Source organism: Roseburia rectibacter (assembly GCF_014287515.2).
GTDB classification, from domain to species: Bacteria; Bacillota; Clostridia; order Lachnospirales; family Lachnospiraceae; genus Roseburia; species Roseburia rectibacter.
In genome coordinates, this window is record NZ_CP092473.1 from 168,540 (window position 1) to 182,430 (window position 13,891).

Sequence of the window (13,891 nt, forward strand, 5' to 3'; positions counted from 1 at the left end):
AAAGTATTGATATAGTGAATTTTCATTATTATGCAGAATCAGATTAGAGTGAGACATGTCATGATGTCTGGAGAGTTCTTTTCTGTAATTTGCATTTGACTGTGTAGGAATCGTTTGAAATAAAGTCTGTTTTGGATACATTTTATTTATATTTGCTCTCTTTTAGATATTTTGGAACTATAAGTTCGATTATATAATACAGGTAACAGCAAAGCAAGAGTAATGTGCATGTGATCATCAAGGGCCCGATGAGCCGTACTCTTTGAAAGGAGAGGAAAATGAATATTTATGTAAATTGCAATGCCTGTAAAGATGGCAATGGAACAAAAGAAAGTCCGTTTCGTTTTATCAACGATGCGGCACAGGTAGCAGCAGCAGGCGATGAGGTATTGGTGGCACCCGGTGTTTATCGAGAATATGTAGATCCCAAAAATGCCGGCACAGAAGATGCACGGATCATCTATAAAAGTGAGGTTCCTTTGGGAGCTGTCATAACGGGAGCGGAAGAAGTCCGCAATTGGAATCACCTTGATGGAAATGTATGGGTATGCAGAATTGATAATGGTGTTTTTGGTGGTTATAACCCATACACAACTCTTGTGAAAGGCGACTGGTATTTTGGCCCTTTTGTAAGGCATACCGGTGCGGTGTATCTGAACGACAGACAATTATATGAAGTACAGAGTCTGGAAGAATGCAGGGAAGGAAAGGTATATATACATTCCTGGGAGCCGGAATGGTCAGTGTATAAATGGTATACAGAGCAGGAAGAAAACGAAACAGTTATCTATGCTAATTTTCAGGGAAAAGATCCACGGGTGGAAAAGGTGGAGATTAATGCACGGCGTAATTGCTTTATGCCGTCTGAAAATCATATCAATTATATTACAGTCAGTGGCTTTGATATCAATAAGGCGGCTACTACCTGGGCACCTCCGGCAGCTTACCAGGATGGTATGATTGGTCCTCACTGGGCAAAGGGCTGGATTATTGAAGACTGCGAGATCAGTAATAGTAAGTGCTGTGGAATATCTCTCGGAAAGTATTATGATGCAGAAAATGACCATTATTTTACAAATCGGCATGTCAAAAGTGCAACACAGATGGAAAGAGATGCCGTCTGCAGAGGGCAGTATCATGGATGGACGAAAGAAAACATAGGAAGTCATATCGTTCGCAGATGTCATATTCACCATTGTGAGCAGACCGGTATTGTTGGGAGAATGGGAGGTGTATTTTCCACTATAGAGGATAATCATATTCATCATATCAATAATATGCAGGAACTTGCAGGAGCAGAGGTAGCAGGTATTAAGTTACATGCAGCAATTGATGTAACAATACGCCGCAATCATTTTCATCATTGCACCATGGGTATCTGGTGTGACTGGGAAGCGCAGGGAACCAGAATCACACAAAATCTGTTCCATGATAATAACGCACCTTCTGAGGATATTCCGCTTGTACCGGGAGGAATGGGAAGCTGTGATATCTTTGTGGAAGTAAGTCACGGTCCGACACTTATAGATCATAATATCTGCCTGTCCAAACTTTCTATGAAGATCGCATCGCAGGGTGTAGCAGTTGTGCATAATCTTTGCCTTGGACCGATGAGTTCTATTGGAAGTGGTTCTGACATGCCTTTAAAGAATGGAACTATGGCACCAAGATATACTCCGTATCATATTGCACACAGGACAGAGGTAGCGGGTATGATGACTTTCCTGCATGGAGATGACAGGATATATAATAATATATTTATCCAGAATTGGCCGGTAAAACCAGAAGAAATCAAAGAAGATATGGGATTTATCATGGTGGATAATCAGGTGCAGGGTACAAGTGTATTTGATGATTTTCCTACTTATGAAGAGTGGATTAAAGCATTTGAACTGGACAATCCGGAACCAAACATGTTTGTTATGCAGGACTATCATTTTGGTAAGCTGCCGGTATGGATCAATGGAAATGCGTATTTTAATGGTGCCACAGCATGGAAGAATGAAACGGATCATTTTGTGAATACAGCAGATAAAGTGTATGTCAATCTGGTGGAAAAGGACGGACGGTATACATTGGAAACAAATGTATATGAGATACTTGGTGATTATACGACATCTATCATAGATAGTGATGTATTGGGGGAGGCTTTTGAGCCGGAGGAAAGATTTGAAAATCCTGACGGCAGTACGATTACCTTTGACCGGGATTATTTTGGTAATCACAGAAGCTTAACAGCAGTACCGGGACCTTTTGCTGCAAAAGAAGCAGCGGTCTGGAGTTTACGATAGATTAGGATATAGAGGGGGATTTACGATGGAAGAAAAAAAATATTTAAAATTTTACAATAAAGCAGGATATGGCGGGGGCGATTTTGCTGCCAATATGGTATATGGATTGATTTCCAGCTTTGTTATGATTTATCTGACAAATACAATTGGAATGGATGCAGGTATTATAGGTACATTAATATTGTTGTCCAAGCTGCTAGATGGTGTTACAGATATTTTGTTTGGCAGTCTGATTGACAGAACACATTCTAAATTTGGTAAGGCAAGACCGTGGATGTTCTGGTCCTATTTTGGTAATGCAATTGCGCTTATTGCATTGTTTTCTATTCCTATGAACATGAGTTCCAAGCTGCAATATGCGTATTTCTTTATAGCATATACATTACTGAATGCTATTTTTTATACAGCAAATAATATAGCATATTCTGCACTCACATCGTTAATTACAAAAAACAGCCAGGAACGTGTGCAGATGGGAACTTTCCGTTTTATTGGTTCTACACTGGGGAATCTTCTGGTTTCCAATTATACATTAGTTCTGGTAGAGAAATTTGGTGGTGGTAATGCAGGCTGGAGAACAACGGCAATCATTTTTGCATTAATTGGACTTGTTGTTAACACAATTTCTGTATTATCTGTAAAGGAACTTCCGGAAGAAGAACTGAATGAAACATACAGGGAAGCGAAAAAAGAGGGTATAGAAAAAAAAGAAATTGGCTTGATTGAGACTTTAAAAACTCTTGTATCCAATAAATATTTTAATATGCTGACGATGATCTATCTGCTCTTTTATCTGATGACAGGTGTATCTATGGGAGCAGCCATTTATTACTTTACATACAATTGTGGAAATGCCGGATATTTTGGAAATATGGTAACTGTATTTTCGGCAGCCAATGTGATCGGTCTGATCGCAGCACCTGTACTTGTAAAGAAACTGAAAAATATTCGTCTTTTAAATCTGGGGTGTTTTGCTTTAAATGTGATAGTACGCGCTATTTATATGATCTTCGTTATGCAGGCAAATGCATCTGTGGTAGTATGGATGTATGGGCTGGTTGCTCTTACATGCTGCACACTGGGTGGTACTTTCAATGCACTCGTATCTGAGGCATCTGATTATACTTATTTAAACACCGGAAAAAGAATGGATGGTTCTATGTATTCCTGCACATCATTTGGCATGAAGGTAGGAAATGGACTGGGTTCAGCAATCAGCGGCTGGTTACTCGCAGCGTCTCATTATGATGCAACGGCAGCAGTACAGAGTGCATCCTGCACCAATATGTTAGCATTTATGTTTGCCGGTATTCCGTTAATCATTACAGTAGTTATCGTATTTCTTTATTATAAACTTGATGTAGAAAAAGTAAATCAGAAATTAAGAAGTGAAAAATAAGAGAAGGATAATAAAAAAGAGCGGTATTGTATGGATTCATCTATACGGTATCGCTCTTTTTATGCTAAAATATTATAATAAAGGCAGGTGGTATTCGTGCGGGCAGAAGAAGTGATACAGGAAGTAGCAAAATTATGTAATAGTTTTCATGCAAAAGAAGTGATTTTGTATGGTTCAAGGGCAAAAGGAACGGCAAGGGAACGCAGTGACATTGATATAGCGGTGTCCGGAATAGAAGATTTTGAAGCACTGATAGAAAAAGTAGAAGATCTGCCAACACTTTACAGTGTGGATCTTGTGAATATGGATACATGTAAAAATCAATTGTTGTTGGAGGATATCAGACAATATGGACGAAAAATTTAACAGACGATTTCTATCATTTTGCAATTCCCTGGATGCATTAGCGGAAGCAAGACAGAGAGATCTCACGGATTCATTCGTGCTTAGTGGTACAAGTGCCAAATTTAGCATTACATTCGATCTGTCATGGAAAGTTATGAAAGATATACTGGTGCAGTACTATGCAATTACCGGATTTGTAGCTGGTTCGCCGAGGGAAGTACTTAGAGAATCCTATAAGGCAAACTTAATTTCAGATGAAGCGTGGATGAATATGCTTAAGGTGAGAAATGAACTGGCACATGACTATGATTGTGAGATCGTAAAAGAACATTGCAATACGATCGTGCAAAAATATATTGATCTTTTTTATGAATTTGAAAATACGGTAAAACAATTACTGGGATGAAAATGACTCGGCAGAAAAACATACCAGAACAGATGGAATATTTATGATAAGAAAGAGGCGTAAAAAATGCAGATTTCGAGCAGATTTACAATGGCAATACACATGTTTGCCTGTATAGATACATTTACAGACAGGAAGATGACAAGTGATTTTATGGCAGCCAGCATTGGCACAAATCCGGTCATTGTACGAAAACTCTTACAACAGTTAAAGGCTGCAGGATTAATTGAAGTTTCAAGGGGAACCGGTGGTGTCACGGTTACGAAACCATTAGATGAGATCACATTTCTTGATGTATATAAGGCGGTGGAATGTACTCCGGATGAACAACTGTTTCACTTTCATGAGAATCCGAATCCAAAATGTCCTGTTGGGAAAAATATCCACCATGTGCTGGATGACCGGTTAAATCAGGTTCAGAAAGCAATGGAAGATAAACTGGCAACGATGACACTTGCAGATGTGAAAAATGATGTTGCTTTGTGCATAGAAAAATAGCAGTAAAACGATGTCTGATCAGACAAATTGGGGATGAAGTATTGAAAAATATGGGCAAAAACTCATCACGAGATATTCTTGGCGTGACAAGTAAGAGAGATTTAAATGCATCCATAGATGCATGGTATATCATTTTTATCGTCTGTGGAACCTTAGTGGTACTTATGGTGATAGATGGAATTATCTGATCAGCATGAATCATCGTCTGCGTGAGGCAGCACGGCTTTCTGAGCAGGCAAGCAGGGCTAAAACGCAATTTCTCTCAGCAATGTCGTATGATATCCGGAAACCCGATTTTTGTGGAAAGGATACTGCATAATCTTGCGGATAATGCGATAAAGTTTAACCGGTCTGGCGGAAGTGTAATACGAAGGCACAGGTCTGGGACTTGCAATAGCCAAACAGCTCGTTGATAAGCTAAATGGAACGATAGAAATGAATAGCAAAAAGGGCATAGGCACTACATGCGTTGTAAAACTGCCGTTTAAGATCAGCAGGGAAACAGAGATAAGAAGACCGGTAGAAAAATAGAAATTCCCAGCGTATAGAAATTATTAAAATAATGGAGACGCCGCATAAATATTTTACAAAGGCTGTTTTCAGGGTTGGTTTATTGTGGTAAAATTGAACTGTAAATCTATGCATGATAGTGCAAAAAGCGGGAGGTTCTGTTATGGCTAAAGACGACTCATTAAAGAAACCAAAGAAAAAAGATTTTAATCGTATGATGATTTTCATATCGGCAATGCTGATATCATTTTTATGGATTGTTTTATTTTTATTTGTAAAAAAATCATCGGAACTGGTAGTAGCAGTTATTATTTCGGTACTTATTTTAGTGTGGGTTGCTTTGCTTGTTAAGTATATCTACGATATGAAAAATACAGAAAAATCCCATTTTGATGAACAGATAGAAGAAGTATTGCGTACAGGAAAAGCAAACTATCTGATGCAGAAAAAACTTATAGAAAAAATAGAAAATATTAGGGAAAAAGTTGCTGTTCCGGCGGACGAGATCATTACTGCCCAGAAAGCGATCGCGAAACTGACACTTGCGCGTAATAAAGAAAATACAGATGCTCTCATGCATTCCAATGAGCAGGTGATTGAAAAAACACTGGAAGTAGAAGAAAAACTTTCAGAAAACAATCAGCAGATCATAGATATGCAGAAGAGCATGATGGATGAAAAAATACAGGAGCTGATGGAAAAACAGAAATTAGTTCTGGATAACCTGAATACTATAAAAGAGACATTAGAAAGTGATATGCAGAATGTCCTTTCAGAAATGATCCATGATACATTGGAAAAAGAACTTTCAGCTGCCATAGAACAGATACATATCTATGTAAAGGAAGCTGCAAGCCAGGCTGCAGATTCGATCAAAGCAGACCTCGCTGCAGAGAATCCTGTGATGACGGCTTCCGCAGAAACCACGGAGGAATTACCGAATTTAGGAATGTCAGCAGCAGATGAGGAGCTGCCGGATTTAGGAATGTCAGCAGCAGATGGGGAGCTGCCGGATCTGGGAATGTCAGCAGCAGATGAGGAGCTGCCGGATCTGGGAATGTCAGCAGCAGATGAGGAGCTGCCGGATCTGGGAATGTCAGCAGTAGATGAGGAATTGCCGGATTTAGGAATGTCAGCAGTGGATGAGGAGCTTCCAGATCTGGGAATGTCAGCAGTAGATGAGGAATTGCCAGATTTAGGAATGTCAGCAGTGGATGAGGAGCTTCCAGATCTGGGAATGTCAGCGATTGGTGAAGAATTGCCGGATTTAGGAATATCAGCAGTAGATGATGATTTGTCAGATATGGAACTGCCGACATTAGGGGATGAATTATCTGATAGTGGTGATTTGAATGACGAACCGGTAGTTGCGGATGAGACCACAATAAATCCGGACGAACCGATAATTACGGATGTGCCTGCAATAGACCCGGACGAACCGGTAATTACGGATGAGACTACAATAGATCCGGATGAGCCGGTCTTTACAGAGGACGCAACGGATGCAGATACGGTAACTTTGACAGAAGAAATACCGGTTTCCCCGGACGAATCAGTGATCGAAGAGGTAAAGATCCCGGAAGAGGAAACGATCACAGAAGAAATACCGATTTCTGCAGATGAGTCAGTGATCGAAGAGGTTCCAAAGCAGGAGGCAGCAGCTTCCATGCCGGATATGGGAAATCCGAATAAGATCATGACGCCGGATGAAATCGCTGCATTGATCGCAAATTTATAAAGCTGTAGTAAAAAAATTTATAGTAAGCAAAGTGTATCTGATGATGCACATAAAAAGAGCTGAGGCACTGCTGATTTTAATCAGCCGGTGCCTCAGCTCTTTTCTCATTCATAGAACATTGTCCTATGAATGGCAGTCTGTAACAATATGCCTGGCACGGTAGGTACACTGGTTAATCGAGTTCTGCGGTGATGCGTACGATCTCTTTGATCACAGCTACAGCAGTTTCCATTCCCTCGACACTGATGTGCTCGAATGGGCCGTGGAAACCGTAACCGCCGGTACCGAGATTTGGACATGGAAGTCCCATAAAACTTAAGCGTGCGCCGTCAGTACCGCCACGTACCGGACGTGAAACCGGCTCAAGTCCGACGGAAGAAATGGCTTTCCTTGCGATATCCACAACATAGGTATTTTTTTCGATGATTTCCAACATATTTGCATAGGAATTGTGGATAGTCAGTGTAACAGTTCCGGCACCATATTTGGTATTCATGGCATCAGCGATTTCCTGCATTTTTTTCTGACGTGTTTCAAACATATTTTTGTCATGGTCACGGATAATGTAGGAAAGGGTAGCTGTGGCAACATCACCGGACATATCTGTCAGATGGTAAAAACCTTCTCTGCCTTCTGTGTGGGCTGGTGTTTCCATCGGAGGCAGCAGGGACTGGATCTCGCATGCAACGAGAGCAGCATTGACCATGATATCTTTTGCTTCTCCAGGGTGAACATTCACACCTTTCACAGAAAAGACAGCGCTTGCAGCATTAAAGTTTTCATAGGCCACTTCACCTTCATAATCTCCATCTACCGTATAAGCAAAATCTGCTTTAAAATAATCAAGATCGAACAGATCTGCACCGCGTCCGACTTCCTCGTCCGGTGTAAAGCCGATCCAGATATCGCCGTGTGGAATATCAGAGGAGATGAGCTGTTCGACAGCGGTCATGATTTCCGCAACTCCGGCTTTATCGTCTGCACCAAGCAGAGTTGTACCGTCTGTTGTGATCAGGGTTTTTCCTTTTAAAGTCTTTAATTCGGGAAAATCAGAAGTTTTTAAGATATCACCGGTACCTTTTAAAACAACGTCCTTGCCGTCATAATCCGGAATAATCTGAGGTTTAACGTTCTCGCCGGAAAAATCCGGTGCCGTATCCATATGGGAAATAAATCCGACAGCTTTTTTGGTTTCGTATCCCGGAGTAGCAGGAATCAGACCGTAGATGTAACAGTGGTCTGTCAGTGTTACTTTCTGTAAACCGAGATCCAGAAGTTCTTTTTCCAATTCTTTTGCCAGGGTAAACTGCCTGTCTGTGGAAGGAATCGTATCGGAGTCTTCACAGGAAGTGGTAAAGCAGGAAACATATTTTAATAGTCTTTCATCAACATGCATGATAAATGAGTGACCTCCTTTGAATTTTATAAACTGCAAAAAAATGCATTTTTTAGTCTATGAATAAAATACCACAGAATAGAAAATTCGCCAACGAAAAAAATTAAGATTTTCTAAAAAAATGCTTGCAATTTGAAATAAATTAATATATAATATCATTTGTGTTCACGAGAGATAAACATATGCGCCACTAGCTCAGCTGGCAGAGCACCTGACTCTTAATCAGGGTGTCCAGGGTTCGAACCCCTGGTGGCGCACTACGAAGTACCGTTTTTATAGCAGATGGCTATGGGGATGGTGCTTTTTTTTGTCCGGTTTATATGATATGATCTCCTGAATAAATTTATCCACAAAATAGAATGCATGCTCAACGAGAATTTTGAAATTATAAATTTTCGTTGAGCATGCATTTTATTTTTATAGGAAAATATGTGTTATAAAGTAATATCAGCTCCGTTTAAGGATACGCACCTTGCAGAGAGGTTACTGATTCCGATTAGCGGGAAGCGATAAGTTTACAGATCGGATTTCCCTTTGAGGAAAATTTCTCTTCATATTCTGTCATGATATTTCCTTCATTTAAAACCGCATCCTGATGGAGATCGCGGGTAAAAGCGTCTAAATGCCATCCTGCCTCCGGGATTTCTTCTAAAGAAAAGGTGAAGAGATCCTGATTATCGGTCTTAAACTCCAGTCTGCCGTCCGGTTTTAAAATGGCATCATAACGTGCAAAAAACTGGCGGGAAGTAAGACGGCGTTTTGCGTGGCGATCCTTTGGCCACGGATCTGAAAAGTTCAGGTAAATGCGGGAAACCTCATCTTTAGCAAAAACTTCTGTGATATCGGCGGCATCCATGCATATAAATCTTAAGTTTGGCATAGGTATTTCTTCCATTTTCTGAAGCGCACGTAAAAGTACGCTGGAATAGCGTTCGATGCCAAGATAATTGATGTCGGGATGTGCTGCAGCCATATCCATGATAAAGCGGCCTTTTCCCATTCCAATCTCAATATGGAGAGGCTGGGTGGAAGGAAAAACAGACTGCCAGTTGCCTTTGTTGTTTTCCGGTTCCTTGATGCAGTATTCACTGTTTAAAATGGCTTCATCAGCGCCAGGGATATTTCTTAATCGCATATAAATTATGGTCCTGCCTTTCTTTTAAAGTATATAAAATATATTTTTCACACTGATTTCTGATAGGTGTAATCTTGCATTATTGCAGATAATGGATTTAAGTGCAGAAAGCACACAGAGGTATTTTACAATAAAATAATGAAAAAAAGTAGCATTATTTTAAGAAAACCTTAAAAGAAAATTTGTGGATAAAGGTTGCATGTATTTTTTTCAAAGTTTATACTGATACTAGTGTACTGAAAAAGCTGCACTTATAAATCAGGAGATTACTTATTAAAAAATGAGATATAAAATAGATCGTAAAAATAAAATAACGCGTTTCTTATGTTTACTGCTTAGCCTTATATTATTGACCGGAAGCATGTGTACGCCGGTTTTCGCTGCTGAATACTGGCCTGAAGGCCCGGAGGTCGTATCACCAAATGTTATCGTGATGGAGGCTTCTACCGGAACGATACTCTATGAGAGGGAAAGTTTAGAGCAGCACTATCCGGCGAGTATCACAAAGATCATGACAACGCTGATCGCGCTGGAAAATTCTGATTTAAATGATATCGTGACTTTTTCGGATGCGGCAATTGATAATACAGAAGGTTCCGGTATCGCAAGGGATTATGGTGAGCAGATGACGATGGAGCAGTGTCTCTATGCGGTAATGCTTGCATCTGCCAATGAATGTGCGTATGCGGTTGCAGAGCATGTCGGAGGAACCATTGAAAATTTTGTTGCGATGATGAATGAAAAGGCAAAAGAACTTGGCTGCCAGAATACGCATTTCGCAAATCCGCACGGTCTGCATGATGAAAACCATTATACCTGTTGCTATGATATGGCATTGATCGCAAGGGCGGCATATCAGAATGAAACATTTCGTATTATCGTGGGAACGGCACGTTATACGATCCCGCCGACAAATAAACACTCCGAGCAGACAGATCTGCAGAATCATAACGAGATGCTTTATCCGTTCCAGACGAACAAGTATGTGTATGATGGCTGTACAGGTGGAAAGACAGGTTATACGAATGCCGCAAACAGTACGCTGGTGACTTATGCGGAGCGGGAAGGAATGACACTGATCTGTGTGGTTATGAATACACAGTCGCCAAATCAGTGGCTTGACAGCAGAAATCTGTTTGATTACTGTTTTGATAATTTCCAGCTTTTTAATATTGCAGAAAATGAGACAAATTATACATCTGCAGAACAAAAAAGTGTAGGGACACTCAATACAAATGAACCGTTTGTGGATATTGATAAGGATGCAGGTATCGTACTTCCAAAGACAGCAGAGTTTTCGGACGCAACATCTAAAATCATCTATGATGATGTGACGAATGATACGGTCGGGACGATCGAATACACATATGCGGGACATGAAGTTGGAAAGGCAGATATTGTAAAGACAAATGTGCAGATCCCGGAGTATAAATTCAGCAACCAGACAGATGTAAACGAAGAGGCACAGACCGAAGAAACAGAGCATGTTTCAAAGATACAGATTAAGATGAGCACGATCATAACAGTACTGGTTGTTATTCTTGTATTAATTATTCTTGGAATCATTATAAAGAAGGTTGCAGATAACTTTTATATTATCAAACATAATTACGAGGTGCGAAAAGAACACAAAAGAGTATTTAAGCGTGAAAAGAAACGCAATAAAAGGCGCAGAAGACGCAGATGATATGCAAAATAAAACGTAAACAGATGCCGGCTCTGAAAGTCAGATTGAGATCTGATGATCAGATGCCGGTATTTTTATGAAAAAAGCTGCGGTATTTATTGATATACGACAAAATAAATACGCACATAATTGACAGAAGATAAGGTTTTGATTATATTAAAATTAGTACCACAAGCATAAGTTTTGAGCGGAAAATATAGACACAACATAGATAGTCATTGGGAATTGGGTTTGCACAATGCGCAGGAAAACGCAGAAATGGGGTTGTTATGTCAGAATCATATGCAGTTAATGAAAAAAGGGAGTTAATCTTACAGAAAGTAAAGGATTTTATTGTTGCCAATGGCGGGATCGTAAAGAAAAATCAACTGGAAGAATTGCACATTGATTACCGGAGAATTCTTGATTTTGTGGAAAAAGGGGATCTGATCCGGATTAAAAGTGGATATTATACGATCCGGATCGGAGACTATTCGGAGGATGAATTAATTGCAAAATTATTTCCGGATGCAGTGCTTACCATGGAGTGTGCATTGTATGTGTATGGCTATATTAAGAGAAAGCCGTACGGATATCAGGTTGCTGTGGACAAGAATACATCAAAATCCAGATTCAAGCTGGAGTTTCCAAAGGTCACGCCGTTTTATGCAGAACCGGAGACGCTGCAGTTTGGGGTAGACAGTATTGACTTTGGAAATGCAAAGATGCAGATTTTTGATAAAGACAGACTGATCTGTGAATGTCTGAAATATGAAGACAAGATGGAGCGGACGGTTTTTAAAGAAGGAGTTCTTTCTTATATCAAAGATGAAAAAAAGGATGTTGCGAAGCTGATGAAATATGCCAGAGAGCGTCGTGTGGTAAAAAAAGTACAATCGATGATAGGGGTATGGCTTTAAATGGAGGATAAAAAGTATAAAATAGCAGATTTACAGGAAAAAAGTGAAGAGTGGAAGATACCATTTTCAAATCTGCTCGCAGGATTTGTTTTAGAAGAATTTATGCTTAGATTTTCCGCTTCTGAATTTAATGATAGGCTTTTACTGCGCAATGGATATATGTTTGGGTTAGAACAATACCGAAAGAAAAACATTCTGAAGCTGGATTTTTTCTGTGAGCCGGATGAGAATATACCACAAAAACTGTTGCAGTTGTATCTGGGAAAAAGAGAGGGGAGCCCGGTAAGATGGCAGGGTACAGAATCCTTACAACAGATGGGGGCATGCTTAGAACTGCAGGGGCAGTTTGAAGAAATGAAAGTTCCGGTAACTGTTGGTATCCATTTTATGCATCTGGGAAAAATATGGGGACTGGTCGAAAAAGAAATTCCATTTTTGCTGGATGAGACGAAGCGGATCGCATGGAAACAGTTTCCGGCAGAACTGGTGCTGGCAAAACAGATATTTGTGATACTGCGGGATATGGAACTGATTCCGGACATGGAAATATACCGGGAGGTATTTCTTATATTAAGAAACGAAAATTTAAGCGGCAGACATGTATGTGAGCTGCTTGGAAATATGTGTAAAGCACAGGGACTGAAACCGGATATGGAGCGCATGGAGCAGATCTTATCTTATCGGGAGTATCCTTATATGAAAAAACGCTGGGAAAAGTTTTGCAGGCACAGCGTGATCACCGGAACAGAAAATCTGAAATGGGAAGAAGAGATGGAGCGTTTGGCACATTTCCTTAGAGATATGTGGGAAGCAGTCTGCAAAGATGAAGTATTTTTTGGAGACTGGATGCCGGAACTGGAGCGTTTTCTTGGGTAGGACGAGCGTGGTCATATTGTGGTGCTATAACTGCAGATACAATTTTAATGCCTGATAATAATCCTGTCTGGTATCTAAGTTAAAAAACTGCCGGTCTATGGGGGTCGCTGTGTAGTTGGCGATTGCCTTCTCTGTTACGCAGACAGTTTTGCATTTTTCACGAAGCGCATCGAAGGTAAACTGACGAAGGATAAGACTTTTTCCAATCGTTGGAATACAGTTTTTGGAATAGGCAGCCGTAGCGGGATCTAAATAGCCTGCCCTGCCGCGCACCATGCAGATATCAGCATCACCGATCGCATCTAAAAGTGCAATACCGGTTTCGGGTTCCATGAAAGGTGTATCCACAGACATAAAGAAAGCGGCATCTTCATTGATCATGGACAGACCTGAAAAAACACCGGACATCGGTCCGGCATTGCCGTAAACGTCCGCAATCTCAGTGACCGGAAGATTCAGATGCGCGTAATCTCCGATATATTTTACGGACAGATATATGTTTGAAAAATGTGGTTTAAATTTGCGTACAAGGTATTCTAACAGGCAGCAGTCACCGAAAGGTAAGAGTGCTTTATCCGTTCCCATACGGACACTGTTTCCGCCGCAAAGGATCACAAGTGCGTAATTCATAATAGGTTTATTGCTCCATTCTTTTCCAAAGATGTTCTTATTTTAAAGTAGTCAGGCTGGTATGTAAAGTGTTAAAATAAA

The 13,891-nt window shown here is 40.3% G+C and carries 14 protein-coding genes and 1 tRNA gene; 12 read left to right on the plus strand and 3 right to left on the minus strand.

What is annotated here, in order from left to right:
- Window positions 1-278 precede the first annotated feature (278 nt).
- The 8 genes from H8S51_RS00790 (at window position 279) to H8S51_RS00825 (ending at window position 7,187) form a co-directional block, all read left to right on the plus strand.
- Window positions 279-2,291, plus strand: coding sequence for a right-handed parallel beta-helix repeat-containing protein (locus H8S51_RS00790; protein WP_186900528.1), 2,013 nt, complete (start codon window positions 279-281; stop codon window positions 2,289-2,291).
- A gap of 25 nt (window positions 2,292-2,316) precedes the next feature.
- Window positions 2,317-3,690 (plus strand): MFS transporter, encoded by a 1,374-nt coding sequence (locus H8S51_RS00795; RefSeq protein WP_186900527.1) that lies wholly within the window; start codon window positions 2,317-2,319, stop codon window positions 3,688-3,690.
- A 96-nt stretch (window positions 3,691-3,786) separates the two neighbouring features.
- A complete protein-coding gene (locus tag H8S51_RS00800) occupies window positions 3,787-4,056 on the plus strand; it encodes a nucleotidyltransferase family protein (protein ID WP_117920570.1) in 270 nt (89 codons plus the stop codon).
- Window positions 4,040-4,441 (plus strand): HI0074 family nucleotidyltransferase substrate-binding subunit, encoded by a 402-nt coding sequence (locus H8S51_RS00805; protein ID WP_118209759.1) that lies wholly within the window; start codon window positions 4,040-4,042, stop codon window positions 4,439-4,441. Before H8S51_RS00800 ends, H8S51_RS00805 begins: the two co-directional genes overlap by 17 nt.
- A gap of 66 nt (window positions 4,442-4,507) precedes the next feature.
- Entirely contained in the window at window positions 4,508-4,939 is a 432-nt protein-coding gene (locus tag H8S51_RS00810) for an Rrf2 family transcriptional regulator (RefSeq protein WP_117920568.1), read from the plus strand.
- Window positions 4,924-5,127 (plus strand): hypothetical protein, encoded by a 204-nt coding sequence (locus tag H8S51_RS00815; RefSeq protein ID WP_186900526.1) that lies wholly within the window; start codon window positions 4,924-4,926, stop codon window positions 5,125-5,127. Before H8S51_RS00810 ends, H8S51_RS00815 begins: the two co-directional genes overlap by 16 nt.
- Before the next feature lie 193 nt (window positions 5,128-5,320).
- Window positions 5,321-5,470, plus strand: coding sequence for an ATP-binding protein (locus H8S51_RS00820; RefSeq protein WP_186900531.1), 150 nt, complete (start codon window positions 5,321-5,323; stop codon window positions 5,468-5,470).
- 142 nt (window positions 5,471-5,612) lie between these two features.
- The gene (locus H8S51_RS00825; protein WP_241070826.1) at window positions 5,613-7,187 is read left to right on the plus strand and encodes a hypothetical protein; all 1,575 of its coding nucleotides are present in this window, start codon (window positions 5,613-5,615) and stop codon (window positions 7,185-7,187) included.
- A gap of 172 nt (window positions 7,188-7,359) precedes the next feature.
- Here the strand turns inward: H8S51_RS00825 and pepT are convergent, their stop codons facing one another.
- Window positions 7,360-8,583, minus strand: a complete 1,224-nt coding sequence (pepT, locus tag H8S51_RS00830; RefSeq protein ID WP_186900524.1) for a peptidase T — start codon at window positions 8,581-8,583, stop codon at window positions 7,360-7,362.
- Between the two features lie 184 nt (window positions 8,584-8,767).
- Between pepT and H8S51_RS00835 the strand changes: the two genes are divergently transcribed.
- A tRNA-Lys gene (locus H8S51_RS00835) sits at window positions 8,768-8,840 on the plus strand.
- A 239-nt stretch (window positions 8,841-9,079) separates the two neighbouring features.
- On the opposite strand, the gene trmB is transcribed toward H8S51_RS00835, so the two are convergent.
- Window positions 9,080-9,718, minus strand: coding sequence for a tRNA (guanosine(46)-N7)-methyltransferase TrmB (trmB, locus tag H8S51_RS00840; protein WP_118209764.1), 639 nt, complete (start codon window positions 9,716-9,718; stop codon window positions 9,080-9,082).
- A gap of 280 nt (window positions 9,719-9,998) precedes the next feature.
- Between trmB and H8S51_RS00845 the strand changes: the two genes are divergently transcribed.
- The 3 genes from H8S51_RS00845 (at window position 9,999) to H8S51_RS00855 (ending at window position 13,180) form a co-directional block, all read left to right on the plus strand.
- Complete coding sequence (locus tag H8S51_RS00845; protein WP_118209765.1) at window positions 9,999-11,405, plus strand: D-alanyl-D-alanine carboxypeptidase family protein; 1,407 nt, start codon at window positions 9,999-10,001, stop codon at window positions 11,403-11,405.
- Between the two features lie 269 nt (window positions 11,406-11,674).
- Window positions 11,675-12,304 carry a type IV toxin-antitoxin system AbiEi family antitoxin domain-containing protein gene (locus H8S51_RS00850; RefSeq protein ID WP_186900523.1) on the plus strand — a complete coding sequence of 210 codons (630 nt, stop codon included), beginning with the start codon at window positions 11,675-11,677 and terminating at the stop codon, window positions 12,302-12,304.
- Window positions 12,305-13,180, plus strand: coding sequence for a hypothetical protein (locus tag H8S51_RS00855; protein WP_186900522.1), 876 nt, complete (start codon window positions 12,305-12,307; stop codon window positions 13,178-13,180).
- Window positions 13,181-13,204: 24 nt separating this feature from the next.
- Here H8S51_RS00855 and mobA read toward each other — a convergent pair whose 3' ends face one another.
- Entirely contained in the window at window positions 13,205-13,810 is a 606-nt protein-coding gene (gene mobA / locus H8S51_RS00860) for a molybdenum cofactor guanylyltransferase (RefSeq protein WP_117920559.1), read from the minus strand.
- Between the last annotated feature and the right edge of the window lie 81 nt (window positions 13,811-13,891).